The 26,999-nt window shown below is 50.4% G+C and carries 23 protein-coding genes; 14 read left to right on the top strand and 9 right to left on the bottom strand.

Features of this window, described 5'->3' with window-relative positions:
- Positions 1-201 precede the first annotated feature (201 nt).
- Positions 202-726 carry a pentapeptide repeat-containing protein gene (locus H6F93_RS13440; RefSeq protein WP_199313689.1) on the top strand — a complete coding sequence of 175 codons (525 nt, stop codon included), beginning with the start codon at positions 202-204 and terminating at the stop codon, positions 724-726.
- A 200-nt stretch (positions 727-926) separates the two neighbouring features.
- Complete coding sequence (locus H6F93_RS13445; protein ID WP_190681397.1) at positions 927-1,766, top strand: pentapeptide repeat-containing protein; 840 nt, start codon at positions 927-929, stop codon at positions 1,764-1,766.
- Positions 1,767-1,932: 166 nt separating this feature from the next.
- On the opposite strand, the gene dnaK is transcribed toward H6F93_RS13445, so the two are convergent.
- Positions 1,933-3,855, bottom strand: coding sequence for a molecular chaperone DnaK (gene dnaK, locus H6F93_RS13450; protein ID WP_190646275.1), 1,923 nt, complete (start codon positions 3,853-3,855; stop codon positions 1,933-1,935).
- A gap of 142 nt (positions 3,856-3,997) precedes the next feature.
- Between dnaK and H6F93_RS13455 the strand changes: the two genes are divergently transcribed.
- Positions 3,998-4,261 carry a hypothetical protein gene (locus H6F93_RS13455; protein WP_190681399.1) on the top strand — a complete coding sequence of 88 codons (264 nt, stop codon included), beginning with the start codon at positions 3,998-4,000 and terminating at the stop codon, positions 4,259-4,261.
- Complete coding sequence (gene dusB / locus H6F93_RS13460; RefSeq protein ID WP_524537945.1) at positions 4,213-5,382, top strand: tRNA dihydrouridine synthase DusB; 1,170 nt, start codon at positions 4,213-4,215, stop codon at positions 5,380-5,382. Before H6F93_RS13455 ends, dusB begins: the two co-directional genes overlap by 49 nt.
- Before the next feature lie 5 nt (positions 5,383-5,387).
- On the opposite strand, the gene chrA is transcribed toward dusB, so the two are convergent.
- On the bottom strand, positions 5,388-6,653 hold the full coding sequence (gene chrA / locus H6F93_RS13465) for a chromate efflux transporter (protein WP_190681401.1): 1,266 nt from the start codon (positions 6,651-6,653) through the stop codon (positions 5,388-5,390).
- Positions 6,654-6,760: 107 nt separating this feature from the next.
- A complete protein-coding gene (locus H6F93_RS13470; protein WP_190646271.1) occupies positions 6,761-7,066 on the bottom strand; it encodes a PadR family transcriptional regulator in 306 nt (101 codons plus the stop codon).
- Between the two features lie 197 nt (positions 7,067-7,263).
- Here H6F93_RS13470 and H6F93_RS13475 point away from each other — a divergent pair, with 197 nt between their 5' ends.
- The 6 genes from H6F93_RS13475 (at position 7,264) to H6F93_RS13500 (ending at position 11,834) form a co-directional block, all read left to right on the top strand.
- Positions 7,264-7,905 (top strand): DUF3318 domain-containing protein, encoded by a 642-nt coding sequence (locus H6F93_RS13475; protein ID WP_190646270.1) that lies wholly within the window; start codon positions 7,264-7,266, stop codon positions 7,903-7,905.
- 285 nt (positions 7,906-8,190) lie between these two features.
- On the top strand, positions 8,191-8,640 hold the full coding sequence (locus H6F93_RS13480) for a MarR family winged helix-turn-helix transcriptional regulator (protein WP_190681625.1): 450 nt from the start codon (positions 8,191-8,193) through the stop codon (positions 8,638-8,640).
- A 20-nt stretch (positions 8,641-8,660) separates the two neighbouring features.
- Complete coding sequence (locus H6F93_RS13485) at positions 8,661-9,458, top strand: ABC transporter ATP-binding protein (protein ID WP_190681403.1); 798 nt, start codon at positions 8,661-8,663, stop codon at positions 9,456-9,458.
- Positions 9,415-10,266 (top strand): ABC transporter permease, encoded by an 852-nt coding sequence (locus H6F93_RS13490; protein WP_190646267.1) that lies wholly within the window; start codon positions 9,415-9,417, stop codon positions 10,264-10,266. The genes H6F93_RS13485 and H6F93_RS13490 overlap by 44 nt, the downstream gene beginning before the upstream one ends.
- Positions 10,267-10,685: 419 nt before the next feature.
- Positions 10,686-11,186: a hypothetical protein gene (locus H6F93_RS13495; RefSeq protein ID WP_190646266.1), complete on the top strand. Its 501-nt coding sequence runs from the start codon at positions 10,686-10,688 to the stop codon at positions 11,184-11,186.
- Positions 11,187-11,258: 72 nt separating this feature from the next.
- Positions 11,259-11,834, top strand: coding sequence for a sugar O-acetyltransferase (locus H6F93_RS13500; RefSeq protein ID WP_190681406.1), 576 nt, complete (start codon positions 11,259-11,261; stop codon positions 11,832-11,834).
- Positions 11,835-11,848: 14 nt separating this feature from the next.
- Here H6F93_RS13500 and H6F93_RS13505 read toward each other — a convergent pair whose 3' ends face one another.
- The gene (locus H6F93_RS13505; RefSeq protein ID WP_190681408.1) at positions 11,849-12,877 is read right to left on the bottom strand and encodes a YhjD/YihY/BrkB family envelope integrity protein; all 1,029 of its coding nucleotides are present in this window, start codon (positions 12,875-12,877) and stop codon (positions 11,849-11,851) included.
- A 407-nt stretch (positions 12,878-13,284) separates the two neighbouring features.
- Between H6F93_RS13505 and H6F93_RS13510 the strand changes: the two genes are divergently transcribed.
- On the top strand, positions 13,285-15,150 hold the full coding sequence (locus H6F93_RS13510) for a tetratricopeptide repeat protein (RefSeq protein ID WP_190681410.1): 1,866 nt from the start codon (positions 13,285-13,287) through the stop codon (positions 15,148-15,150).
- Positions 15,151-15,269: 119 nt separating this feature from the next.
- Here H6F93_RS13510 and H6F93_RS13515 read toward each other — a convergent pair whose 3' ends face one another.
- From H6F93_RS13515 to H6F93_RS13530, 4 genes are all read right to left on the bottom strand, one after another.
- A complete protein-coding gene (locus H6F93_RS13515) occupies positions 15,270-16,619 on the bottom strand; it encodes an NAD(P)/FAD-dependent oxidoreductase (protein WP_190681628.1) in 1,350 nt (449 codons plus the stop codon).
- A gap of 229 nt (positions 16,620-16,848) precedes the next feature.
- Positions 16,849-17,913 (bottom strand): LOG family protein, encoded by a 1,065-nt coding sequence (locus H6F93_RS13520; protein WP_190681412.1) that lies wholly within the window; start codon positions 17,911-17,913, stop codon positions 16,849-16,851.
- Positions 17,914-18,252: 339 nt separating this feature from the next.
- On the bottom strand, positions 18,253-18,576 hold the full coding sequence (gene trxA, locus H6F93_RS13525; protein WP_190646260.1) for a thioredoxin: 324 nt from the start codon (positions 18,574-18,576) through the stop codon (positions 18,253-18,255).
- Positions 18,577-19,009: 433 nt separating this feature from the next.
- Entirely contained in the window at positions 19,010-20,173 is a 1,164-nt protein-coding gene (locus tag H6F93_RS13530) for a GuaB3 family IMP dehydrogenase-related protein (protein ID WP_190681415.1), read from the bottom strand.
- Between the two features lie 142 nt (positions 20,174-20,315).
- On the opposite strand from H6F93_RS13530, the gene H6F93_RS13535 reads away from it, so the two are divergent.
- From H6F93_RS13535 to H6F93_RS13545, 3 genes are all read left to right on the top strand, one after another.
- Complete coding sequence (locus H6F93_RS13535; protein ID WP_190646258.1) at positions 20,316-20,954, top strand: histidine phosphatase family protein; 639 nt, start codon at positions 20,316-20,318, stop codon at positions 20,952-20,954.
- Positions 20,955-20,969: 15 nt separating this feature from the next.
- On the top strand, positions 20,970-21,722 hold the full coding sequence (locus tag H6F93_RS13540; RefSeq protein WP_190681417.1) for a TIGR04283 family arsenosugar biosynthesis glycosyltransferase: 753 nt from the start codon (positions 20,970-20,972) through the stop codon (positions 21,720-21,722).
- A gap of 243 nt (positions 21,723-21,965) precedes the next feature.
- Complete coding sequence (locus tag H6F93_RS13545) at positions 21,966-23,522, top strand: adenylate/guanylate cyclase domain-containing protein (RefSeq protein ID WP_190681419.1); 1,557 nt, start codon at positions 21,966-21,968, stop codon at positions 23,520-23,522.
- A 9-nt stretch (positions 23,523-23,531) separates the two neighbouring features.
- Here the strand turns inward: H6F93_RS13545 and H6F93_RS13550 are convergent, their stop codons facing one another.
- The gene (locus H6F93_RS13550; RefSeq protein WP_190681421.1) at positions 23,532-26,828 is read right to left on the bottom strand and encodes an ATP-binding response regulator; all 3,297 of its coding nucleotides are present in this window, start codon (positions 26,826-26,828) and stop codon (positions 23,532-23,534) included.
- Between the last annotated feature and the right edge of the window lie 171 nt (positions 26,829-26,999).

Below are 26,999 nucleotides of genomic sequence, written 5' to 3' on the forward strand. Positions count from 1 at the left end.
ATTAGGTTGGTTCGGCTGGGCGATCGCCTCCAGAAACCCCAGAATCTAAAAAGAACGTTAACCTTAGCGCTGAAGCCGCCTGTGTTTCGTAAACTATTGTAAATAAGTACAAATACTTAACTTTTTGTTTTGAACGAGCAGTTCCATCTTCCCTACGGAAGGTGGCGGTTGTGGTGTCAAAAAACTTCTAGTATGCGTAGGATGAGTGCTGAGGAGCTGTTAGCTGAATACGCTAGTGGCCAACGAGATTTTCAGGAAGTAGATTTGAGTCAGGCTTATCTCTTTGAGTGCAATTTACAAGATGCTGACTTCCAAGGAAGTAACTTAAGCCTTGTCTACATGCCTTATGCCAACTTAGGTCGAGCCAATCTGCAAAAAGTTATATTGCATGGCGCTGAACTTAGTAATGTCAGATTCCAGTCTGTTAATTTGACCGATGCAGACTTGACGCAAGCGAACCTATTTCGTGCCGATTTACGTAATTGTCAATTACAGCGGGCCAATCTACTCAGCGCTAATTTTCAAAGTGCTGATTTGCGTAACGCTGATCTCAGCTTTGCTGACCTGAGTGGAGCAAGCTTGGATAGTAGCAACTTAGACCAAGCAAAACTGATTGGCGCAAAGTTGAGCCGCTGTACCCTGTTTCGGGCTCAGTCCGTTGACTTGGATGGGGCTGAGGTAGACAGCACAACAGTTTTTCCGGATGGACACCGGTTTGAATTTTGAGGCTTGAATTCTGCGCCTCAGACGCAGAGTTAGCGAAATCCAGCAAACTTCCCGAAATCCAATGCAATTCCTTGTAGAACAACAAAATAGAAACGCAAACGCGCCAAAATGAAAATGCGGGCGATCGCCCCGTCAATTGGGGCAACATAAGAGCAACATCACGTTCAAGGTGGTGTTTTGAGTCACGCAGGGCAGTAAGTATGGATGCTGAGGAGTTGCTAAGCCAGTATGCAGTCGGGGTAAGAGACTTTCGCGAAGTCACTCTGGTTGGGGCAAATCTGAGCGGACAGGACCTACGCGAAGCGAACTTGCGACGGGCTAACCTGAGCAAAGCAGATCTACGAGGCACAGACCTAAGTGCGGCTAACCTACGCGAAGCCAATCTGTTTGGAGCAGATTTGACTCAGGCGACTTTAAATGAAACCAATTTGATTGGGGCAGATTTGACTCAAGCAGATCTGACTGAAGCAGATTTGACCGAATCTGGACTAAGAGGCACAAAACTCAATGAAGCCAACCTCAACCATGCCAACTTGGCAGGCGCAAATTTGGGCGAAGCAAGCCTGAACAAGGCTAATCTACGGGAAGCTAACTTGAATGAAGCCAATTTGAGTCGGGCAAAACTCATTGCCGCAGATTTGACCAGCGCAATTTTAGAAGGCGCAAACTTCACCAACGCGATTTTGAACGAAGCAATTTTAGAAGGGGCAAATCTGATTGGGGCCCTGTTCAACGGAGCTAGTTTAGAAGAAGCAGATTTACGGAATGCAGATCTAAGCCGTGCCAGAATGATGAGCGCAAATCTAATTAACGCCATATTGACTCACACCAGCATGCGGGGCGCAAACTTGAGTTGGGCATCTCTGCGAGGTGCAAATCTGCGAGGCGCAAATTTGTATCGAGCCAGATTAAGCTGGACAAACTTGAGCGAGGCAAACCTAACAGAAGCGGTTTTAATCAATGCCAATATGACTCAGACGAATCTGCATAATGCCGATTTGACAGGCGCTATTATGCCAAACGCCAGTACTCATAAGTAGGCTAGCTACAGGTACACAAAAAAGGGAGGGCCGAGCCCTCCCTTTTTTAATTCAAGCGCTCAGCGTTACACCAAATCCAAGAATTAGGATTACAGATGGAAGGGCACCCCCCTCCGCGAAGTGCCCTTCCATCTGTAGCCTCTTTATTAGAGAAACGCTGTTACGACTACTTGGTCTCTGAGAACTCAGCGTCGATCACATCATCGTCGCCACCTGTAGGAGGTGGGACATCCGCACCATCTGCACCAGGGGCACCACCGCCGCCAGGAGGTGTAGAGCCATCACCACCTTGCTGCTGGTAGAGGTTACTGCTGATGCTGTAGAAGGTTTGCTGAAGTTCACTGGTGAGTGTCTTGATCTTCTCGTAGTCTTCACCTGCACTGGCTTCGCGCAAATCCTTAATCAAGCCCTCAACCTTAGTCTTATCAGCCGCAGGTACCTTGTCTCCAAGGTCAGCAATTTGCTTCTCGGTTTGATAAACCAGCGAGTCTGCCTGGTTCTTGATGTCGATCTTCTCACGGCGCTCTTTGTCTGCCGTTGCATTAGACTCAGCCTCGCGTACCATCCGCTCGACTTCATTTTGAGGCAGGGTGGAAGCACCCGTGATGCTGATGGACTGTTCTTTGCCAGTCCCTTTATCCTTGGCGCGAACATTAAGGATACCGTTTGCGTCGATGTCGAAGGTTACTTCGATTTGGGGAACACCACGAGGCGCAGGGGGAATGCCGTCTAGACGGAACACACCCAGGTCTTTGTTGTCGTTTGCCATTTCCCGCTCACCTTGCAGGACATGGATTTCAACGTTGGTTTGACCGTCTGCTGCGGTGGAGAAGACCTCTGACTTCTTGGTTGGAATGGTGGTATTGCGAGGAATGATCTTGGTCATCACGCCGCCCAGCGTTTCCACACCCAAGGAGAGGGGACTTACGTCAAGGAGCAGGATGTCTTTCACTTCGCCTGCCAACACACCCGCCTGAATTGCCGCACCAACTGCAACCACTTCGTCTGGGTTAACAGTCTGGTTCGGGTCTTTGCCCAAAATTCGTTTGACTAGATCCTGTACAGAAGGAATTCGGGTAGAACCACCTACTAGTACGATTTCGTCGATCGCACCCTTATCCAGCTTGGAGTCACGTATGGCTGCTTCCACAGGGACGCGGCAGCGATCGATTAGGTCAGCACAGAGTTCTTCAAACTTGACGCGAGTCAGGGTCATGTCCAGGTGCTTTGGCCCGTCCTGAGTCGCAGTTATGAAGGGCAGGTTGATCTCCGCCTGAGTCACGCTAGAAAGCTCAATCTTCGCTTTTTCTGCAGCTTCGGTGAGACGCTGTAGAGCCTGCTTGTCTTTACGCAGGTCAATTCCTTCGGTTCTTCTAAATTCTTCAGCCAGGTGGTCTACGATTTTCTTGTCAAAGTCGTCGCCACCAAGGTGAGTGTCTCCAGAAGTTGCCAGTACTTCAAATACGCCGTCACCAACCTCTAGGATGGATACGTCGAACGTACCACCACCTAAGTCAAAGACGAGGACTGTTTCATTGCTCTTCTTATCTAAGCCGTATGCCAAGGATGCAGCAGTTGGCTCGTTGATGATTCGGAGGACTTCAATACCCGCGATTTTTCCTGCGTCTTTAGTAGCTTGCCGCTGGGAGTCGTTGAAGTAAGCCGGAACGGTAATCACCGCCTGAGTCACGGTTTCACCCAAATATTTGCTGGCATCTTCGACGAGCTTGCGTAACACCTGAGCCGAAATCTCTTCGGGTGCAAACTGCTTACCAGCGGTCGGGCAGTCAATTTTGACATTGCCATTGACGTTGAGGATTTTGTAGGAAACCTCTGTCGCTTCGTGAGTAACTTCGTCAAACCGGCGACCAATGAACCGCTTCACTGAATAGAAGGTGTTCTCAGGGTTCATCACTGCTTGACGCTTAGCGATCTGACCGACTAGGCGATCGCCATTTTTTGCAAAGGCAACAACCGAGGGAGTAGTCCGAAAACCCTCTGCATTGGCGATTACAGTGGGTTTGCCACCCTCCATTACTGCCACGCATGAATTGGTTGTTCCTAAGTCAATGCCAACAACTTTTGCCATAATTTACTCCAGTTCTACGATGGGGTCTGGTCAATTCCAGATTCATTAAGGGTTTTCAGTTCCCTCGCTTGAGACTGGGGAGATCCGCAGTCACCCCCAACTCTCCTCATGCGGCACAGGTTCATTACTCTATATACTGCGTATGTTTTCCTATTCTCATGAAGGCGTATTTACCGAACCAAGGCTTGGACGGTCGTGCCGCATTGCACCAAGCGAGACACTGGGAGACAGAGGAATAACCCTGCTTAGCGCTCTCAATGACTTCAGTTTAGATGCTGCGATCGCTAGCCGAATTGGGGCGAACCGTAACCAGACAGGTGTGTTTGCCGCCAATTTCCAAATTTCAGAGGAAACTCAATGGCAAAGTCAGGTTGCGATCGCCAAAACAGTAGAATTGATCTGGTGAAAACAAACGCAGCGTGCGATCGCCGCCCCCTCATGGTTCATTTGTCTCCTGAATTGAAGTCCCGACTGTCCACCCCTTTGAGCATCGGCTCCTTTGAGGTCAACAGTCGCGTTTTGCAGTCGCCCTTATCGGGCGTAACCGATCTCGTGTTTCGGCGGTTGGTGCGACGCTATGCACCCACTTCGATGATGTACACCGAAATGGTTAACGCTACCGGGTTGCACTATGTGAAGCATTTGCCCAAGCTGATGGAAGTTGACCCCAACGAACGCCCAATCAGCATTCAGCTTTTCGATTGCCGTCCTGACTTTTTGGCAGAAGCGGCGCAGATGGCGGTTGATGAAGGAGCAGATACCGTAGACATCAACATGGGCTGTCCAGTCAACAAAATTACTAAAAATGGCGGCGGTTCCTCTCTACTACGAGATCCTGAGACAGCAGAAGCGATTGTCCGGGCAGTAGTGAAAGCCGTCAAGGTGCCTGTCACCGTCAAGACCCGCATCGGCTGGACAGAGAAAGAAATCAACGCGGTCGAGTTTGGTCAGCGAATGCAGAATGCAGGCGCACAGATGCTCACCTTGCACGGACGGACTCGCGCCCAGGGCTACAACGGTCCTGCTAAGTGGGAATGGATCGGTCGCGTCAAGGAAGTGCTTTCGATTCCGGTGATTGCGAATGGAGACATTTTTTCGGTCGAAGCAGCCGTTCGTTGTTTAGAGCAAACCGGAGCCGACGGTGTAATGTGCTCACGCGGAACGCTAGGATATCCGTTCCTAGTGGGTGAAATCGACCATTTTCTCAAAACTGGGGAGTTGAGGGAGCCACCAACCGCTACAGAGAGGCTTCAGTGTGCGCGAGAACATCTGCAAATGCTGTGGGAATATAAGGGCGATCGCGGCATTCGTCAGGCCCGCAAACACATGACCTGGTACGCCAAAGGTTTTCCAGGAGCAGCCGAACTGCGCGGTCAGTTGTGCAACATTGAAACCGTTGAGCAAGGCTGTAGGTTAATCGATCAAGCGCTAGAGCAGCTTGCAAAAATTCCTACTCACTACGACGAGAGTTTTAACGAATTAGCTAACCAAGCAGAAACTGATTCTCCACTGGCAATTGCAGGGTAAGGGAACTACAGGAAAGCCCCTGCAATCAGTCCCACTAACGCACCTGCTGGAACTAACTGCCAGGTCGGGCGCTTGAAGCGAATCAGGGCAATCAAGGCAACCACGCCGACTACCGCTGCAACAATCGTTCGCCCTGGCGTTTCTTGGAGGATTGCTGCCTGGGCAAGAGGAATGGCAGCGGCGGCGATCGCCCCCAACACAGCAGGCATAACACCCTTCAAAAAGCTGCGAATCCAAGGATTGCGCCGAATTCGAATCAGGAACGGAGCAGCCCCCATAATGAACAGGAAGGATGGCGTGAAAATGGCGATCGCCGACACTAACGCACCTAAAGCCCCCGCCACTTTGTAGCCAACAAATGCAGCAGTAATCACAACTGGGCCAGGCGTAAGTTCACCAATGGCAACCCCGTCAATGAACTCGCTTCGAGTCAACCACTGAAACTGGTTAACGACCTCAAACTCTAGCAGGGGGATGATTACCAAGCCACCGCCAAAAACAAAGCTGCCAACTTTGAGAAAGAATAACGTTAGCGGCCAAAAATATTCCTGAATTCGTTCCAGTCCCCAAAAGCTGGACAGCGCCAAAGTTTCAGCAGGTATGGTGGCGATCGGGAATCCCTGCATAATCGGAGTTAGGGGAAATAGCCAGCCGCTCGTGCGATTAGAGGGAGCAGCAGGGGGATCGGGTCGATACACGATTAGACCGACGATACCTGCCAGGATAAATTGCAGCAGAACGTTGGTCTGGAAGAGTAATGTGACGAGGAGAACGGTGAGGGCGATCGCCACGCCTTTCCAATCCTTAATTCCCTTCTTGGCTAATTTCCAGCAAAACCCGAAAATGATGGCAATTACGACAGGCGAAATGCCCAGAAACAGATCATCAATCTGAGGCACACCCTGAAAGCGAAAGTACGCCCACGACAGCGTTAGCACAATTAAAAAAGCAGGCAAGATGAAACAAATGCCTGCGACCAGTGCCCCCAATTGCCCCGCCCGTATATAGCCGGTGTAAATTCCCATCTGGGTCGATGCTGGACCAGGCAACATTTCACAAACCGCAACTCCTTCAAGAAATTGCTCTTCTGTGAACCAGCCTCGCCGCACCACTGCCTCATCCTGAATCATGGCAATGTGCGCTTGCGGTCCGCCAAAGCCAATGGTGCCAAGTCTTAGAAACAATCGAGCCAGTTCCTTCAGTCGGGCAGCCAGACTGGATGCAGGCAGGCTAGCTTCTGCCACAGAGTCGTGATTGGTATGCTGATCCATTGCTGCGAAACCCTTAGAGGTAATTTACTCGTTGCCATCACAAAATCTTCACAGAAGCAGTGTATCGGATTTCGATAGCGAAAATCTAGACTTATTCCAAACGAGAATTACAGTTCCTCGAACAATTCGCCAAACAGTTCCCGCACCTTCTTTTTGGCATCTTCTAACTGCATTTTTCCTAAGTCGGTTGCTCGATAGAGCCGTCGATTTTGCCGTCCCGATCGCTCCTCCACGGAAGATAGATATCCCTTCCGCTCCATATCGTGCAGCATGGGGTAGAGCGTTCCAGCACTAAGCTTGTAGCCGTGACGGGCCAGTTCTTCCATAATGCCTACCCCAAAAATCGGCTCCTGAACTGCGTGATGGAGAATGTGAAGCCGGATTAAACTGGAGTAAAACTCTCGACCATCCATTGGGTGGGCTTTGCTAGATTAAGTACGGTGTAAAACGAATTTCCCTCTAAGTAGGTAGCGATCGCACCATTCGTGTGCTGATGAAGACCGCTATACTCCAAATTAGTACCTTATCAATTTGTGTAACTAGTCAGACTAGTTAGACTGGTTTTAGACTAGTTAAATTAGATCTATATTGAATATCCCAAGGCTAGATCATGACCTCATTTGCCACCTCTACTGTCAGAGCTGACCTGGGCGAGTTGCGGCGGTTGAAAACCCTGCTGCCTCCCGAACTTAGAAGCTGGGTTTCTATTGAAGCGTCTACTGCTGTCAACCCACCGCTGATTACCTGCGAAGAAATCGGCAAAGACCAGGTTGAGGTTCAGGTAGATCTAATCAAGTGGGATCAACTGGCGCTAGACCAGAGAAATCTGCTGTTTTGGCATGAAATTGCCCGCATCCAGAACGACACGATTCCCAGAGATGGCTGGGAAATGGCTGCTCTGGCAATCGGTCTGGGTGGTGCTGTGGGTGAGCTTTGGGTGCAGGATGGTCTGCTACTGTTTTTGGCACTGGTACTCTGTGGAGTTTCCGGCTATCGCCTCTACCAGCGCAACAGCGGTGAGAAGGTGCTGAACGAAGCGATCGATGCAGATGAAAAGGCGATCGCCCTTGCTACTCGCTTTGGCTACACCTTGCCCAATGCCTACAAAAGTCTCGGTAGTGCGCTCAAGATCTTAATTGAACAAACTCCCAAGAAGCGCAACCGCAAGAAATACGAAGCTCGGCTCGAAGCGCTGAAGCAAAGTGCAGCTAGAGCAAAGGCAAGAGCCAAATCAATGCGAACTGACGCTTAGTATTTTTGAACTGACTGTTCATTTGATTCTAAAGATTTGAGGGACACAGCAGTGCTGTGTCCCTTTGCTTTGGGTCCGCTCCAGCGGACTTGTTTAACAGTCGTTAGTAGCCTCTAGGAGGCTAAGGATTAACTTTCACTACAAGTTGTCTGACTAATAGTTAGCCTAGCGAAATGTTTGCTAGGCTATTTAATAGCTAGCTCAATTGAGTTGTATCGGTTCAGCTTTAAGGGTTTGTTCTTTGAGTCCTGTTCTTTCGATAAGGTCGCGATCGCCCTTTCTCCCATGCTCACCACATCCACTTCAGAGCAATGCGCCGCAAAAATCATGGAAGTCGTCCCAGGAGTAATTCGCTTTATTCGGGCAGATATGCGACGACAGGGGCAAGCCTCCGTATCCCTCTCCCAACTGCGCGTATTGTGGTTTCTGAACCGTTGCCCCCAGTCTTCTCTTTCTGAAGTGGCTGATGATCTGGATGTCACTCGTCCCACAATGTCCGCAATGATTGAGCGGCTGGTACAGCGAGGATTTGTGAATCGGGTAGAAGATCCTGAAGAGCGCCGTCGCGTTCTGCTAACCCTGACTGCTACAGGTTCCCAGTATTTAGAACAAGTCTCTGAAGCAACTCGGTCTAAAGTAGCTGGAGTTTTGTCACCGCTTTCAGACACCGAGCTTCAGCAACTCATGCAGGGCATTGTCCTTTTAGAAAAAGCATTCCGCGATGTTAAAGACTGAATCCACGTAGAGGAGGTGCGATGGCCATTATTGAGACTCGTCAACTGACAAAGCAATTTGGACAGACAGTGGCTGTTGATGCTTTGTCCATCGCTGTTGAGCCAGGTGAAGTGTTTGGGCTGCTTGGTCCCAATGGTGCAGGAAAAAGCACCGTCATCAAAATGCTAACCACGCTATTGCCGCCTACTTCTGGTGCTGCTAGTGTGGCTCAGTTTGATGTCACCCAACAGATGCCACTGGTGCAGCGGTCAATTGGCTACGTTCCGCAGGCTCTTTCGGTGGATGGGACGCTGACAGGCTACGAAAATTTGCTGATTGTGTCCAAACTCTACGACATTCCTCGCTCTCAACGGTTGGGACGGATTCAGGACATTTTAGGCTACGTGGGTTTGGAGGATGTTTCAGACCGATTGGTGCGAACCTACTCTGGCGGCATGATTCGACGATTGGAAATTGCTCAGGCATTGCTGCACCGTCCGCGTGTGCTGTTTATGGACGAACCAACTGTAGGGCTTGATCCCGTTGCCCGCAATTCCATGTGGAATTTGGTGAAACAGCTTTGCCGCGACTACGAGGCCACGATTTTCCTGACGACTCACTTCATGGAAGAGGCAGATAGTTTGTGCGATCGCCTTGCCATCATGCACCTCGGAAAAGTCGTTGCAACAGGCACTCCTGATCAACTCAAAGCTTCGATTAACAAACGAGATGCCAGCCTCGACGACGTATTCATCTACTACACCGGGGATTATTTAGCATCAGCAGGAGACTACCGTGACACCTCAAAAACCAGGCGCACTGCTCAGCGGCTCGGCTAGACCGACTCAGACTCACTCAGCCAACCCCTTTTCTAGCCTCGGCAACTTCATCTATAAAACGCTGACGGTGACAGAGCTAGAAGTTCGCAAGCTGCGTCATGATCCGACTCAATTGATGACGCGAGCGGTACAGCCTTCCTTGTGGCTACTGATTTTTGGACAGGTATTTAGCCGGATTCGGGCAATCCCAACCGGGGATCTGCCCTACCTGGACTTTATGACACCCGGAATTCTTGCCCAAAGCATTCTATTTATGGCAATTTTCAACGGGCTGTCTGTCATTTGGGAGCGCGATTTGGGCATTTTGCACAAACTGCTAGTTAGTCCGACTCCCAGAGCTGCGCTAGTAGTGGGGAAGGCGATCGCCGCTGGGGTGCGTAGCCTTTCTCAGGTCATCTTGATTTACATCCTGGCTTCCCTGCTTGGCGTTGGAATCGATTGGAATCCATTCGCTCTGCTGGGAGTCCTAATCGCCACTCTGCTCGGGGCTACCCTCTTCTCCACGCTGTCGCTGATCGTTGCCTGCATCGTCAAAACCCATGAGCGCTTTATGGGAATTGGTCAATTTCTCACCATGCCGCTGTTTTTTGCCAGCAATGCTATCTACCCAATCGAAATCATGCCGCATTGGTTGCAGGTGATTTCATACGTTAACCCTTTGACCTATCTGGTAGATGTCTTGCGAAGTCTGATGCTCACGAGTGAAACCAGCACCTACCCGATTGCAACAGATCTAGGCATTTTGTTGGCTGCAACTGCCCTTTTGACTATAATTTGCGCTCGTCTTTATCCCAAGCTCGTAACTTAGGAATGTGAATTAATTAAACTACTTAATTCCCCTGCTGTAAGGGCTTGGCAGTGCCAAGCCCCTAACTGAAATCCCGCACTTTACTAGATTCATGCTCCTTGATGTCCAGTTTGGTGAGTTTGTGGAGTGTAAAAAGCTTTAAATCGCTCTTTCAAAAAAACAAGCATCCAGCTCGATTAGAGAAGCGTACTTATTCAAAGGGCGAATTTTAAGCAGAGATCTATCAGATTGGGTTGTGGAACTTAGTCCCTTAGTCCGCAGTCTCTAGGCTCAAGCAGTTGAGTGTTGGTCAAACCGTCAGCAAACGTTTCGACCCTTCTGAATGCATCTCGTTTCAACTTTGCTAGACAAGCTTGACTGCATAACTAAGACGTCACTATTTCGCCCATCACCCACAAACACAATATTCATTGCTGACTATGAAGATCCAACCGCTGGCAGCAGGGGTGTTAGGGCTGATCGCAACTGGAGGCATTGTCTATGGTGCAGTCAGTTCTGTCCAACCTGCATCAGATGCTCCGACATCGAACACAGCCAGCTCTGACTCCTCATCACCGTTGCCCTCGGAGTTTCCAATCCTAGAAACTCCAGTTGCTTCCGCACCTGCCGATGATTCCTCTAGCGCTTCCGCACCAGAGCCAGAGCAGTCTCCAGACACGCCACTTTACCAGCAGCTAGAAGGCACCTGGTCATCTGACATGATGACAGTAACTTTCAGTTGGGATCAAGGAGTTTACTCAGGCGTGTTGCTAGATCAGCCGTTTACCAAATCCCTAGAGTTTGTCCGAGAACAAGAAAATGCCGTGGTTTTCAAGGCAAGTGGCAGTGAAATGATCTGCGAGTTTCAGGCGGATGGAGCGATCGCCCTGGTGACGCGAGGCGAAGACAATCCACCGATTGTGCTAAGAAAATCTAGCTAACTCATCTATTAACTCATCCGTAAGTTCTGAAGCCAAATGTAGAATTTACAGATGCACGGGTGAGGAAACGCAATGCAGCCTAACAAGACCGAAAAGCAAAAAATGTTGGCGGGTGAACTGTACTGGGCTGCTGACGCAGAGCTAGTTGCAGGGCGACGGCGAGCGGCTCGGTTGACTCGTGACTACAACGCAACAACCGAGGAAGAACAGGAACGGCGATCGCACCTCTTACAAGAGCTATTTGGACAAGTAGGACCAAAAATTTACATTGAGCCTCCGTTCCGCTGTGACTACGGCAGCAACATCTACGCAGGTGAGAATGTGTACATGAATTTTGGCTGCATTATTTTAGATTGCAGCACAGTTCGATTGGGTGACAATTTGCTCTGTGCGCCCAATGTGCAAATTTATGCTGCCCATCATCCCGTTAGTCCGGCAGAGCGCCTAACGGGGCTAGAACTAGCGTCTCCTGTAACGATTGGCAATAACGTTTGGTTGGGCGGTGGAGTGATCGTTTGCCCCGGTGTGACAATTGGCGACAACACCACTATCGGCGCAGGCAGTGTCGTCACGAAAGACATTCCCGCTAATGTGGTGGCGGTGGGCAATCCCTGTCGGGTAATTCGGGAGTTGGGGGTTGAGAATTAGGGATTAGGGAATTTTTACCGGCGCTTTCTTCTGGGATTGTGGGGGAATGGGGAGCGGTGGGGCGATCGCTTCATGCGGCGGTCGCCTCGATGATCGCGATCGATACGGTCGGCTTCTTCCACCATTTTTTTGGAAGGGATGCCCTGTTCAGCCCGCGCATCATCCGTGATGGCGACAGCGTGGTCGTCGGGGACAATCCTAGAACCGTAGCGTCTGGCATAGACCTGCGTTAGCTCTGCCCCAAAAAATAGAATTTGAGCGGAGTAATAGACCCACGCCAGGATGATAATCACCGAGCCAGCCGCGCCGTAGGCTGAAGCAAATCCGCTGTTACCCAGGTACAACCCGATGAGGTACCGACCAATGGAAAACAGCAATGAAGTCAACACCGCCCCAATGGCAACGTCTCCCCAGGTAATTTTCACGTCTGGCAAAAATTTGTAAATCATTGCAAACAGCAAAGCTGTCACGCCAAACGAGATGAAAAAGTTGACCAGTTGCCAGAGTCCATCAACCCCTGGCACTAAGCCGCTCAGATAATTGTTTAGGGCAGCCAGAACCGCACTGATGACGAGCGACACGAGCAACAAAAAGCCGATGCCAAGCACCATGCCAAAGGACAAAACTCGCTTACGTACCATTTCAAATACATTGCCATCGGGTCGTTCTGTCACTTCCCAAATGGTGTTCAGTGCGTCTTGAAGCTGAGAAAACACGCCAGAGGCACCAAATAGCAAAATTGCGATACTGATGATCGAGGCAAGGAAACCAGTGTTTTCTCCAGGCTGGTGGGCATTGTTGATCGCCGTCTCGATAAATTCGGCTCCTTCTCGACCCAGCAATCCTTGAATCTGCCCTACAAGTTGTCCTCTGGCAGCTTCTTCGCCAAGTACGGCTCCGGCGATCGCAATCACGATAACTAGTAGTGGTGCTAGGGAAAATACGGTGTAGTATGCCAGAGATGCGGCTAACCGTGATGCTTTGTCCTTATTCCACTCTGAAAATGCTTCCTTTAAAAGTCTCCAAATTTTCTTTAAGCTCACAGCCGCCCATCCTTTGAGGTGAAATAAGCCTTGGCAAAAATTGCAATCCCTCTGGCAATTGACTTATACCGTTTTTGTATAAAGCCATGTATTCGGGAGCGTGCCCTGCGTACGCGCGACACACTTCAAAATACACAGCTAAAGAAAATTGGTATTGAACCTCTTGCAAAAGGCTGAGGATTACAGTTCTCGTCTGTCTCCTATTTACTACGAGGTGCCTACTAGAAGGAATCTTCCGCAGGAGCGAATGCATCAAAATCCTTGCTAACTTAAGACTGGTTTGGTTGAGATGAGTTGAGACTATCAGCCCAAGTTATCGAGCGGGGTAATGCCCCTCTTGTAGCTTGTCGTGTAGGAGTCTCAAACTGCTATGCAATAATTTTCACAGTGCCAGGGTGTTAAAGATAGTGAGCCAACTATTGGGTGGTCGTTATCAATTCATCAAAATTTTAGGATCAGACGAGCTAGAGCAAACTTATCTGGTCGGGGATACGCAATTTCCAGGACATCCAAAACGGGTTGCCAAACATCTACAGCTTCCCGACCGTAATCCCAGGACGCTCAAATTTGTATTAATTCTGCTGAAAAAGAAGGCAGAAGCGCTACAAAAGGTCGGAAAGCACGACCAAATTCCGCAAATTTTAGATTTTTTTGAGGAAAACAATAACTTCTATCTAGTTGAGGAATTTATCCTCGGTCACCCGCTCAGTGACGAAATTTTGCCGAAGCAGGCATTGTCTGAACTGTGGGTTTTGCAGTTTTTGCGCGAGGCGATGGAGATTTTGGTGGTGGTGCATCGCTGGGGATTCATTCACCGCCGAATTAAGCCCTCCAACCTACTGCGTCGCCATTCTGATAGCCGTCTCGTGCTAACTGGCTTTGGCATCTTTAAGGAAATTAGTGCTGAGGTGATGCGATCGCCCGAATACGCTTCTCCCTTTGGCACCAATGGCGCTTCTGCTTACGTTCCAAATGAGCAAACTCAGGGACAGCTTCAGTCTAATAGCGACATTTACGCAGTCGGGATGATTGGGATTCAGGCGATTACTGGACTGACTGCTCCCGAATTAATCAAATTGCAGGATGCCGGACGATTTAGCCAGGGCGAAATTTGGAATGGTCGCACTCGAATTAGCCCAGAGCTAGCAACCATTCTCGATAAGATGGTACATCCCGATAGCAGCCAGCGCTATCAAGAGGCAACAGAGGTGTTGGACGACCTGAATCGGCTGGTTTCAGGTGAAGAAACTGTGCCGATTCCATCACCGCCCCGCCCTCCACGCTTAAATCTGTCTGTACCTCCAGTGCGTCGCTCTTTAATCCCTGTGGGAATCGCGCTGGCAGTTCTGGGCGGGTTGGCGATCGTCCTTTATTCACGCCTTCCCCAAACGCTGATGTCCAACCATTTGCTCAACCGGGGATTGGAGCAGGAAGAACAGGGCGACGATCAGCAGGCGATCGCCCGCTACGACCAGGCCATTCGCACTAACCCTAGTAGTGAGGTGTACTTTAACCGGGGTGTCGCTCACTCTCGCCTGGGCAACCAGCAAGCCGCTTTAGAGGATCTGACCCAGGCAATCCAACTGAATCCCAATCAGCCTGAGGCTCACTATTTTCGGGGAAATGTGCGCTACGAATTGGGCGATCGCCAGGGAGCGCTTTCAGACTATACCGAGGCAATTCGGCTTGAGCCCCAATCTGCCCGTGCTTACGCAAATCGGGGCAGTGTTCGAGCTGACCAGGGAGATGACCGAGGCGCGATCGAAGACTACACGCAGGCGATTCAAGTTGATCCCAACATGGCAGCGGCCTATCTCAATCGCTGTTTGTCCCGCTCTAATCTAGAGCAGCATCGAGAAGCAATCGATGACTGCACTCAAGCCATCAGCTTGCAGCCTAACTCAGTCGCAGCGTACCAAAACCGAGGGCTAGTGCGTCGTCGTTTGGGAGATATTACCGGTGCAATTGAGGATTTCAACATTGCAATTCGGCTTGATCCCGATGATGCCGATCCCTACTACAACCGAGGGGTGGCACGATCAGAGTATGGGGATGAAACGGGGGCGATCGCTGACTACAGCGAAGCGATTCAGCGCAACCCCAACCATCCATTTGCTTATTACGATCGGGCCTTGTCGCGGGTAGATACCGGGGATCAAGAAGGGGCGATCGCCGACTTTCACCAGTCTGCCAAACTCTGCCTTGATTCGGGGAGAACTGGCTGTTATGAAGATGCTCAATATCAAATCGAACAGCTTCAGGGAGCAGAGTAAATTCTGCTAGAAAGCCGTAGATGGGCAAAGAGCAATTGCTCTTTGCCCATCTCACAATGTTTATGAGCTTAGGATAGGCACGCTTTGCTTTGCCCATCCTGCGACTTTCTGGGAGTTTCCTAAACGTTCACTACCGATTTGTCAGGCAGAGCTGACGCAGTGGTGATTTCTCCCAGCAGTTCATCATCTTCACCCGTAATTAACCGAGCGCCCCGATTTTTGGTGAAATAGCTCCACGCCCACTGAGTCATGACGATCAGCTTATTGTCAAACTCAACCAGGTAGTAGATGTGAACGAAAATCCAGATCAACCAGGCGGGTAAACCAGCAAACTTGAGCTTACCCAGGTTTGCCACCGCTGCATTGCGCCCAATCACCGCTAAACTGCCGCCATCAGAATACTGGAAGGCTGGCACTGTTTGCCCCTCAAGCCGCTGCTTGATCAGCTTGGCAATGTAGCTGCCCTGCTGCATCGCGACAGGCGCTACACCTGGAAGGGGTTTGTCACCCTGATGGGCAAAATGAGCCAGATCGCCCACCACAAAAATGTTTGGATGTCCCGGCACAGACAGATCCGATTCCACGATCACCCGACCGACGCGATCGAGTTCTGCGCCTGCGCGCTCTGCCAACACTTTCCCCATCGCGGAGGCCTTGACTCCAGCCGCCCAAAGGATTGTGCGAGATTGAATCTGTTCGGTGCGATCGCCCTGCTTCATCGTCACCACATTGTCATCAATATTGGTAACCAGAGTGCGCGTCTGCACCGTCACACCCAACTGAGTCAGCGACTTTTCTGCTTCTGCCGACAACTCAGGCGGGTAAGGAGGCAACACCCGATCCAACCCTTCCAGCAAGAAGATGCGGGCTTCAGTCGTGTCGATGTTGCGAAAATCATGCTTAAGCGTCGTGTGAGCCAATTCTGCCAGTGCACCTGCAAGCTCTACGCCGGTTGGACCACCACCTACTACCACAAAGGTCAACCAGGCACGCCGCTTCTCAGGATCAGGCTCCTTCTCAGCTGCCTCAAATGCCATGAAGATCCGTCGCCGCATTTCCAACGCATCTTCGACGGTTTTTAAGCCTGGAGCAACGTTTTCCCAGGCATCGTTGCCAAAGTAGTGATGGCTCACGCCCGTCGCTACAATCAGGCTGTCATACTTTAAAGTCTGGTTTCGCAGCGTCACCTGCCGCTGCTCAGAGTCGATATCCGTCACCTCATCCATCAACACTTTGACATTGCGGCTACCGCTGAGAACGGCGCGCAGAGGCGAGGAAATGTCTCCGGGAGACAAGCCACCCGTTGCCACCTGGTAGAGCAATGGTTGAAACAAGTGAAAGTTGCGCTTATCAACCAGCGTTACTTCTACAGGAGCGCGACTCAGCGCTTTGGCGGCATACAGTCCACCAAAACCACCGCCAACGATCACAACCTTGTGGGGGGATGGACGATTCTCTGCGTCTGACATCAGCTCCTGCTCCGCTTGAATAGGTTTTGCAATGGTGTTCACTAAACAAGCTGTATGACTGTAGATTTCGACAGCTTGTTTCGGTTTCTCTGTCTAACTATTTTTACACAAATTTACACTACAATCACCACTTTTACACAGGTTCACTGAGTATTTATACACAGCAGCGATCGCTACATCTAATATTTGCGATCGCCCCCTTGTCCTTAAGGCAATGGGCGACTGTTGGTCATTTCTTTTCGGGGTGATTGCTCCCAATGGAAGGCGTACCCAGTTGATTGATTATCTTGATCATCTGGTACAGTCGCCCCAAATCTCGCTGATTAAAGCTCATGACTAAGCGTGGTAGCTCTGCCATTTCACCGTTAATTTTTTCGGGTACTGCCGGACTTTTCTCAATCTTTCCCTCTAACAAAATATCTGGGAAGGTTTCGTTGAGGTAATCTACATCTGCGTCAGAAAGTTCGCACTTGAGCCGTAGCACCAGCTTCCCCTGCGTATACCGGCTGGAATGGAAAACGCGGTAAAAGCTAATGATCGCTTCATAAGCCACATCCAGGCGATCGGTGATGGTGTAGAGGCTCAGATCATCTGGGCTAATCAGACCATTTCGCAGCAGTTGGTTCTTCACATAATCCTGCCAGCCCAGCCAATACTCGCCCTCTGGACGATCAATCAGTACTAGCGGCAGCAAATCGGATTTACCCGTTTGAATTAATGTGAGGCATTCAAAAGCCTCGTCCTGGGTGCCAAAGCCACCTGGAAACAGGACCAGAGCATCGCTTTCCCGCAAAAAGAAGAGCTTACGAGTAAAGAAATACTTGAAGTTGATCAGCTTGCGATCGCCCTCAATGTAAGGATTAGCGCCCTGCTCAAATGGAAGCTGAATGTTTAAGCCAAAGGAGCGATCGGCACCCGCCCCCTCGTTTCCAGCCTGCATGATGCCACCGCCCGCCCCCGTCATCACCATAAACCCTTGCTGAGTGATGTATCGGGCAAACTCAGCAGCCATCTTGTAATGAGGACTCTCTGGCAAAATCCGAGCTGAGCCAAAAATCGTCACCTTACGTACATGACGATAAGGATAGAATCCTCTGAATGCTCTCTCCATATCTTGCAGAGAAGCATTCAGAATCTTCCAATCCAGCCGATCCGCCTCAACCTCTGCCATGCGAACCAGCGTCATGATTGCCTGCTGAACCAACTCCCCATGCATCATGTCTGGCAATTGGTCGATTAGGTTATTGACCTCTACCCGCAGCGAATCAAGCGAATGGGATGAAGAAGATACCATGAAGTTCTTTAACGGAAGGCACTCTATTTTACCGAGGTTTCGGTCGGGTTGCCCTTAAACCAGACAAAATCACCCTTTCGGGTACACGGATTTTGCCCTACTTAAAATGTTTGAAAGTTTGTCCCTAAACGGCACAAACACAAGAACAAACTCGTCAGTACATACGAAGGGGATCTGCCAAAGAAGATTTGCGCTGTTCAGAATCATCCTCCTTCAGGCTCTCCCTTAAACTCACTAGAAAAAAAGACTAAACAACCCTGAAAGGAGAGAGTTCTTCGCTCTTCTCCGCTCAAGATTGCCTAAGTCTTATGCAATTTTCAGAGATGTTTTCCCTTAGGTTTAGAGATATTTCTCTAGGGTGTTAGCTAGCGTTGTCTTAGGAACCGCACCAACAACCATATCGACTCGTTGTCCTCCCTTGAAGATCATCAAAGTCGGGATACTGCGAATGCCATACTGACTTGCAACGCTGGGATTCTCGTCAGTATTAACTTTAACGACTTTAATCTGTCCAGTGTACTGCTCAGCGATCTCGTCAACGACAGGTGCAACCATGCGGCAAGGGCCGCACCAGGGTGCCCAAAAATCTACTAAAACGGGAACTTCACTATCAAGTACTTCTTGCTTAAAAGTAGAATCCGTAACTTGCGCGGCTGCTGACATGCCTGAAAAATCCTTGCCTACGTGATCTGTCAAAATCTTACCATAGTGAAACGAACCGCCTTCGACCAAGAGATGTATATCACTGGATACAACTTAACGGAATGTTAAAGCTACTCATGTCTGTGTCATTTCTGATTTAGCAACGTAGGCATTTGTATGTTGCTCATCTTCAAACTTCAGCTTGATGAACTAGAAGAATTGAAAGTAAAGATTCAAAATTTTTCCGCTAACTATTCTGGATTGACTGCTTTGGTGAAGTAGTTCCTTTAAAAGAGGAACCGCCTGAACGGTAGTCCAGGCGGAGTGTGGTGTGAGGAGTGAACGGAAACATGCGTCTCCGCTACTTTCTATTGTAGGCGATAGTTATAGTTTTTCCAGCAGTTCACCCAAACGGAAAGGATAAACTTATTGAAATAACTTGACAAAACTACGCTTACTTGCCCATGCCTAATTGTTGCGCTTTTTGGTAAACCTTACCTTCAGTGAGCAGAGAGGGTGCAATTACAACTTCTACCTGCTGCATTTCTCGAATGTCTTTAGCACCAAGGGTACCCATACTGGTTTGCAGAGCCCCCAGTAGGTTGTGAGTGCCGTCGTCAAGCTGGGCAGGACCACGCAAAATTTGCTCTAGGGTGCCAGTCGTGCCGACGCGAATTCGCGTGCCTCTGGGCAGGACAGGGCTGGGTGTCGCCATTCCCCAGTGATAGCCGCGACCGGGAGCTTCTTTTGCTCTAGCAAAGGGAGAACCAATCATTACACCATCAGCACCGCAGGCAATACATTTACAGATGTCTCCACCTGTAACGAGTCCGCCATCTGCAATTACAGGGACATAATTTCCGGTTTCCTGATAATAATCATCTCGTGCTGCGGCACAGTCTGCGACTGCTGTGGCTTGAGGTACGCCCACTCCTAGCACGCCGCGTGAGGTGCAAGCTGCACCTGGGCCAATGCCAACTAACACTGCTGCTGCCCCTGCTTTCATCAAGTTGAGGGCAACTTCGTAGGTGACGCAGTTACCCAGCACGACCGGAATTGGCATTTGTTGGCAAAACTCTGCCAGGTCGAGCGGTGTGACCGCTTCGGGCGACAGGTGAGCGGTTGAAACGACGGTTGCCTGAATGAAGAACAAATCTGCTCCCGCCTTAGCGACAGCCGAGCCATACCGAGTTGCTCCAAGGGGAGTAGCACTGACCGCAGCGATGCCACCCTGTTGCTTGATTTCTTGAATTCGCCGTTCGATTAGTTCTGGCTTGACCGGTTCTGCATAAAGTTCTTGCATCAGCGGCACAAATTCGGTGGTGCCAACTGCGGCAATGCGATCGAGGATGGGGTTGGGGTCTTCGTAGCGAGTCTGAATTCCTTCCAGGTTGAGTACGCCCAGTGCGCCCATTTGCGAGAGCTGCACTGCCATCTGTACATCAACGACTCCATCCATTGCGCTGGCGATGATGGGAATTTCACGTTCAATTCCACCGATGCGCCAGCTAGTGTCTGCCAATTTTGGGTCTAGCGTTCGCTGTCCAGGGACGAGTGCGATTTCGTCAAACCCATATGCCCTACGGGCCGCTTTGCCCCTGCCAATTTGAATGTTCACGCTTTTAATTCTTCTATAACCCGTTAAGGCTAGACTATCAAATCTAGAACAAAATTAATGCAGCCTAACTATTAAAAACCGAGGGAACACCCTTCCAGGGGAACTCCCCAGTTCTATTCATTTGGCGATTGGAGGAATTGAGTTGAGTCTGACGCTGTACTTACTTCGACATGGGCAAACCGATTGCAGTCGCGCCAATTTGTTTTGTGGCTCGATTGACCCAGAGTTAACGCCCGAAGGAATGGAAATGGCTCAGGAGTTTGCGGCAGCTTACCGCAATACAGCTTGGGAAGCAGTTTTTGGTAGCCCAATGCGACGAACCCAGGCGACGGCTCAGCCACTTTGTGAGGCAATTGGGCAGTCTATTCAACTGCGAGATGGGTTGAAGGAGATTAATTACGGCAAGTGGGAGGGGCAGACGGTCGAGACAGTCAGACAGGATTATCATGATGACTATATTCGCTGGCTGGCTGACCCGGCGTGGAATCCACCCACCGGAGGGGAGGCAGCGATCGCCATTGCCAACCGTGCCCTGGGTGTCATTGAAGAAATCCAGCAACGCTATCCTCAGGGCAACGTCCTGATTGTTTCTCACAAGGCAACGATTCGGATTATTCTCTCTAGCCTTTTGGGAATTGACGTGGGGCGGTTCCGATATCGGTTGGGCTGTCCAGTGGGTTCGGTTAGCGTGGTTGAGTTTGGCTCTCACGGCCCATTAGTCAAGGCGGTTGCCGATCGCCTTCATCTGAGTGAACGGCTACGCAACCTACCGGGAACTTGAAGTAGGAACTTAAAGATGGCTCGCGTTTCGATTGTGATGCCAACCCTGAATGAGGCAAGCTGCTTGAGACGCACTTTGCGTCACCTGAGTTTGCTTGACCCACCCGCGGCAGAGGTGTTGATTATAGACGGGGGTAGTACGGATGAAACGTTAGCGATCGCTCGTCACACTCATCAAGCCTTCCCTCAGACAGAAATGCGTATTCTGTTAACGGAGCAGTGCGGGCGATCGCTGCAAATGAATCGAGGAGCAGAAGCCGCAACGGGCGACATTCTCTGCTTTTTACACGCGGATACCCTGGTTCCAGATGATTTAGTCACGGTGGTAACTGACACTCTGACCGATTCGACGGTTTCCTGTGGGGGGTTTATCTCTTTGATGGCTGGCACTCAGACAACTCGCTGGGGCGTATCACTGCACAACTATTTGAAAACATATTACGCGCCGCTGATTTTTCGTCCCCATTTGTTCCTGAAAGGGATGCGGCTGCTGTTTGGCGACCAAGTGATGTTTTGTCGGCGGGAGGATTTTTGGGCGTGTGGTGGCTTTGATGCAGCAATGCCGATTATGGAAGAGGCGGATTTGTGCTTGAAGCTGACGCAGCGTGGACGAATTCGGCAGGTCAATCGGGTGGTGCAATCGTGCGATCGCCGTGTAGCAAAATGGGGGACACTCAAAGCAACTGCGATTTATCTCTACATTGGGTTGCTCTGGGGCATTGGTGTTTCGCCTGCATACCTGAAGCAGTTCTATGAAGATGTTCGCTAGGTCACAAAACCACAAGAGTTTGATAGAGCCTAAACCCTAGGGCAAAAAATCATGAGGTGTGGATAAAAGCTTGAGTCATCTGTCTAAAAGCCCTGGTGATTTCAACCGATAGTCAGGATACTTAAACAAGGACTCTGCTGACCTTAAATAGAAACGGATTGTGGGAAACTTCGTTGGGAGCATCCCACCTTTGTGTTTTTATAGTGGGCGGAAAAGCGCAGGACAGGAGCAGGCAAAGCAGACGTGAGCAAAGCAGACGCAAGCAAGACGGGTGAGGGCAAGGCAGACATTTTGGTCGTGGATGACCATCCAGCCAATCTTCGGCTGCTCTCGGCGATGCTTGAGAAACAGGGATATCAGGTCAGGAAAGCACTCAGCGGACAGCTTGCTCTAGATTCTGTTGAGGCATCTCTGCCGGATATTGTTTTACTCGATGTCAATATGCCTCAGATGAGCGGTTACGAAGTTTGCGCCAAGCTAAAGGCAGCAGAACGGACTCGCGACCTACCGGTAATTTTCTTAAGTGCTGCTTCAGAGGCGCTCAATAAAATTTATGCGTTTGAGGTGGGAGGTACAGACTACATCACCAAGCCATTTCAGTTAGAGGATGTGCTGATTCGGGTAGAGAATCAGTTGACGATTCAGCGACAGAAGAGACAGCTTACCGAGCAAAATACTCGGCTTCAGCAAGAAATTCGCGATCGCCAACAGGCAGAAGCCGCCCTGCGACGCAGCGAAGCCCAGAACCAGGCTGTATTGGCAGCCATTCCCGACTTGATGTTTCGCGTTCGTCGAGACGGGGTTTATCTAGACTATTTCCCGGCTAAAGGGTTCCATGAACCACTATCGCCTGAGATGGAGCGGATTGGGCGAAAAATGATGGATGTGATTCCTACAGAAATGGCGCGGCGACAACAGCAGTATATGGAATTGGTGCTACAAACGGGCGAGATTGAGGTGTATGAGCAGCAGTATGAGGTAGATGGCAAACTCTTTGAGGAAGAGGTGCGCGTTGTTGTCAGCGGTGAAGATGAGGTGTTGTTTATCGTGCGGGATATTGGCGATCGCCGCCGCATTGAGCGAGCGCTTTATGAAGCTCAACGCAAATCTGAAACGTTGCTGCTGAACATTTTGCCTAAAATCATCGCGGATCAACTCAAGAAGAATCAAGACTCTGTGAATCAAGAGAATGGGGCGATCGCAGAACAGTTCAGCGAAGCCACAATTCTGTTTGCTGACATCGTTGACTTTACCTCTCAGGCGGCGCGGACTCGTCCAACGGACCTGGTGAATCTGCTCAACCAGATTTTTTCGACCTTTGACCAACTGGTCGAACAGCACGGCTTGGAGAAAATTAAGACAATTGGAGATGCTTACATGGCAGTGGGCGGGCTGCCAACTCCCAGAGATGACCACGCCGAGGCGATCGCGGATCTTGCCCTGGACATGCAGCAAGCGATTCAGCGGTTTCATCGAGATCAGGGTGAGCCGTTTCAACTGCGGATTGGCATCAACACAGGAGCTGTCGTCGCAGGTGTAATCGGCATCAAAAAGTTTAGCTATGACCTCTGGGGAGACACCGTCAACGTCGCTTCTCGGATGGAAACCCAGGGTGAAGCCGGAAAAATTCAGGTGACGGCAGAAACCTATCAGCACCTTCAGCACCGCTACCAGTTTGAAAAACGAGGGGCGATCGCCGTCAAGGGCAAGGGGGAGATGACGACCTACTGGCTTTTAGCCAAAGCTTCTAACGATGAGCCGTCAATAGCAGACGCAGAACTCACTGCACAAATAAATTAGGACGCAGCCCTATCGTTTGATCAGAGTTTGATTAATTTGATCGAGCAACTCTTTCATCGAAAGCGAGGGAGGGAGGACTTGAGCGGCGATCGCCTCCAGCACTTCGCCTATCGCCCCCATTTCAAACGGCTGGGGTTGACAGTTCCAAACCAGAATGGGCGGTTTAGTACCGACCTGAGCTAGAGTTTGCAGTGCTTTCAGCACCGACGGATGCGGTTCAGCATGACGCACGCACAACAGCAGCAGATCAACGCTCTGATGCTGGATTTGCTCTAACACCTCAGACCAGGAACGACTGATTGAGCTACGAAAGCCCGCTGCTTGAAAATATTGCATTGAGGCTTGCAGCCATTCTGCCGCGCGCTTAGCGCTGGGATCAGGTGCTGTCCCCTCTACCCAGTCAGACTGCGGCAATGAAACCCAGTCTTGCTGAAGTGCCGCCACATCAACAACCAAAACATGCGGTGCCCAGCTCATTCCAGCAGCGACCTGAATTACCTGAAGTAGTGCTGAGTCTGCATTTGAACTAGCTGTCTCATCTGGCAAAGGCGAAGCCAAACAAGGAAAAACTGTTAGCTCTGGCAGTTGGTTTGCAGCTTGCGTAATTTCTGCGGTGAGCGTTACCAGCGGCAGGGCTGCTAGAGCTGGATATTCACTCAACTGCCTGAGGTAGGTTATTGGATCAGAAATGGCTCCATCCAACAACACCACATTAGGCGTCCAAACTTTTGCCAGCAAATCTGCCTGGTCTAAGTCGTCCACTTCTAGCATCCGGCAGTTGTGAGGATGCAACAGGCTATTTAAGTGAGTCGCTAAATAATGCTCGGATCGGGCAGATAGCACCTGTCCACCTGCGTTCAGGTGCAGGATGGTTAGACTGGTGACTGCATCTTGTGGCTCAGACGCTTTGTGAGTTAGAGGCTTCAGGCTTTGCTCTAACGCATCAGGCTGAATCGGCAAGCTGAGAAAGCCATCTGCTCCATTGCGCTGAGCCTGAGTTTTTTCCAGATGACTGGCGGTCACAATAACGGGGATGTGGCGAGTTTCGGCATCCGATTTCAGCAGGGTCAGGACATCCCAACCAGTCAGCAGGGGCAAAGCCGGATTTAGAAAAACCGTCGCCGGCTGGAGCCGTCGCACTTTTTCTAGGGCTTCGGTGCCAGAGCGGGCGATCGCCACGCGATAGCCCAGCCCAGTCAACTGATGGGTCAAGTCTTTTAAAAAGCGGGGCACTACCTCAACCACCAGCATCAGACGATTGCTGTAAGTTTGGGCAAGCGGCTTGACCGACGATTGCGTTTCAGCTGCGGTTGCTTGAGGAGGGCTAGGCGGCAGCAAAATAGTAAATTGGCTCCCCTGCCCCTCAACGGAGGTGAATGTTACATCACCACCATGCAGTCGCGCTAGCCGCTGGGTCAATACGAGTCCCAGTCCGGTTCCTTCATATCGACGAGTTAGCGGATTTTCAAGCTGCTGAAACTTTTGGAAAATCAGGTGTTGCTTTTCATCGGGAATGCCAATTCCGGTATCCCACACAGTGAAGGCAATCCAACCTTCCCAGGCTTCCACGGTTAGCCCCACTTCGCCGCCCACTTCTGTGAACTTGAACGCATTGGAGAGGAGGTTGGTCAACATTTGCCGTAGCCGTAGCTCATCGGCAATCAAGGTTTCTAAACCGGGCTGCACGGTCAAGTCAAAATGAATTTCTGATGCTGAAGCGCTAATCTCCATGCCAGAGCTTTCTTCCCGGGGCTGCAACCGACGGGCTTGCTCATAAGCGCGATCGCACACCGTTTTAACATGAACTGGCTCTAACGTTAACTCCAGTTGTCCAGTTTCAATTCGAGTCAAATCCAGGATGCTATTAACAATTAGCACCAGATGTCTACCGCTCTGGTGGATTAGTTGCGCGTAGCGAGTCTGGCGATTGTTTAGCTCACCCAACGCCTGGTCTTTGAGCAGCGTTGATAGCCCTAAAACCGCGGTCAACGGCGTTTTTAGTTCGTGGCTAATGCAGGACAGAAACTCATCCTTGAGGCGGTTAAGCTGGACAAGATCTGCATTTTTAGCAGTTAGCTCTTTGGCTACCCGGTGCTGCTCGGTAGTGTCCTGAGCCATCACCAGCCATAGCTCCTGAGAATGGGCTTGAGCAGGATGATCTGGCTCAGCAGCGAAGTCAGATATCTCATGGGACTGGAAGCCAGACTGGGCACGACGGCGAGATTCCACCACCGACAAAAGAGCCGCCATGCTGAACTGTGCGTAAGTAGAGCGGTTTCCCAGCGGAATTTTGAGAAACTGCCAGGTTCGCTCCTGTCCGTCTTTCATGGGACAAGTACAGACACAGGTATCCAAGTCAGCCCCTAAATGACAAAAACTGAAGCGATCGCCCATCGCATCAATCGAATTGGCAACACTCCAAGTCCCGGACAGATGGGACCGCTGGGCTGCGCTGAGGAACCACGGAGGCTCAAAGGAAGATTCGGTAGAGAGAGCAGGTTGGCTACGCTGTAGCACAGGCGTAGCGACTTCCAGCAGTAAAGCGGCTTCTCGACCTACGCTGCTAGGGTCTTGCAGCTCACCGAGTTGTTCCCGCCAAGACAAGTTGCGAGCAACGACTTCCCCAGTGCTGGTTTGTAGCATCATGGGCAAGGGCAGTCGCTCTAGCAAATCAATCAACAGGTCAGCGGAAATTGACTCAGCAGAAATCGACTCAGCAAAGGTTGGCTCTGCTAAGGGCGATCGCTTTGGGTGCTCAAACGCGCTCGCCTTTTCATTTAGCGGACCCAGGCTTTTTTGAATCTCCGCCATCCCTAACGATCGTTCCTGCAAACTGGGCATGGGGTTTAGCACCAGAAACTTGAGCAGTTGCATTTGGTTTAACAGCCCCAGACAGTCGCCGGACTCGTCAATCAAGGCATATTGCCACTGCTCCAGGTCTTTCAGGTAAGGAGCAAGCTGGCTGATTGGCAAGTTTGCAGATAGCTCAACTAGCGGCTCATAGAGCGGCTGATCGACAAGAAAGGACAATTGCTGAAGGGTTTGCTGCCGAGGAGCGATCGCAGTCTCAGAGTAATCACGATCTACGCGATCTATAACTGTTGTCTCTTCAACTTCTGCAGTCTCTTTAGATAGAAAGTCTTTAAGGCAATGAAGGGTCAACGTTCCCACTAACCGCTGTCCATCGGTAACAATAACCCGCTCACAGCTAATTTGTTGAAATAACCCTAGCACCGCTGGCAGTCTGGCAGTTTGAGCGCAGACTGGCGTAGGTTGGATAAATTCCCTGACAGAAGCAACATACATGTATTACGAGAAAGCAGGCCCCAGTGAGAATTTTATCAACAAGCTAGCGATCCTAGCTCAATTATGGCCACATGACAGGAGAAGTAAAGACGTTTGCAATTACAATAAATGTTAAGTATTTTAATGCTGTTTAGCGATCGCCCAGTTTTCGCTAGGATTCTTGACAAGTCT

Source organism: Leptolyngbya sp. FACHB-671 (assembly GCF_014695745.1).
Classification (GTDB): Bacteria; Cyanobacteriota; Cyanobacteriia; order Elainellales; family Elainellaceae; genus JAAUTN01.

Coding starts and splice junctions, on each gene's coding strand:
- chrA (WP_190681401.1), bottom strand. CDS start 6,653: ATGGATCAGCATACCAATCACGACTCTGTGGCAGAAGCTAGCCTGCCT.
- H6F93_RS13495 (WP_190646266.1), top strand. CDS start 10,686: ATGAAGATCCAACCGCTGGCAGCAGGGGTGTTAGGGCTGATCGCAACT.
- H6F93_RS13550 (WP_190681421.1), bottom strand. CDS start 26,828: ATGTATGTTGCTTCTGTCAGGGAATTTATCCAACCTACGCCAGTCTGC.
- dusB (WP_524537945.1), top strand. CDS start 4,213: ATGGCAAAGTCAGGTTGCGATCGCCAAAACAGTAGAATTGATCTGGTG.
- H6F93_RS13515 (WP_190681628.1), bottom strand. CDS start 16,619: ATGTCAGACGCAGAGAATCGTCCATCCCCCCACAAGGTTGTGATCGTT.
- H6F93_RS13520 (WP_190681412.1), bottom strand. CDS start 17,913: ATGGTATCTTCTTCATCCCATTCGCTTGATTCGCTGCGGGTAGAGGTC.
- H6F93_RS13475 (WP_190646270.1), top strand. CDS start 7,264: ATGACCTCATTTGCCACCTCTACTGTCAGAGCTGACCTGGGCGAGTTG.
- dnaK (WP_190646275.1), bottom strand. CDS start 3,855: ATGGCAAAAGTTGTTGGCATTGACTTAGGAACAACCAATTCATGCGTG.
- H6F93_RS13440 (WP_199313689.1), top strand. CDS start 202: ATGAGTGCTGAGGAGCTGTTAGCTGAATACGCTAGTGGCCAACGAGAT.
- H6F93_RS13455 (WP_190681399.1), top strand. CDS start 3,998: ATGTTTTCCTATTCTCATGAAGGCGTATTTACCGAACCAAGGCTTGGA.
- trxA (WP_190646260.1), bottom strand. CDS start 18,576: ATGTCAGCAGCCGCGCAAGTTACGGATTCTACTTTTAAGCAAGAAGTA.
- H6F93_RS13485 (WP_190681403.1), top strand. CDS start 8,661: ATGGCCATTATTGAGACTCGTCAACTGACAAAGCAATTTGGACAGACA.
- H6F93_RS13540 (WP_190681417.1), top strand. CDS start 20,970: ATGGCTCGCGTTTCGATTGTGATGCCAACCCTGAATGAGGCAAGCTGC.
- H6F93_RS13445 (WP_190681397.1), top strand. CDS start 927: ATGGATGCTGAGGAGTTGCTAAGCCAGTATGCAGTCGGGGTAAGAGAC.
- H6F93_RS13480 (WP_190681625.1), top strand. CDS start 8,191: ATGCTCACCACATCCACTTCAGAGCAATGCGCCGCAAAAATCATGGAA.
- H6F93_RS13470 (WP_190646271.1), bottom strand. CDS start 7,066: ATGGATGGTCGAGAGTTTTACTCCAGTTTAATCCGGCTTCACATTCTC.
- H6F93_RS13500 (WP_190681406.1), top strand. CDS start 11,259: ATGCAGCCTAACAAGACCGAAAAGCAAAAAATGTTGGCGGGTGAACTG.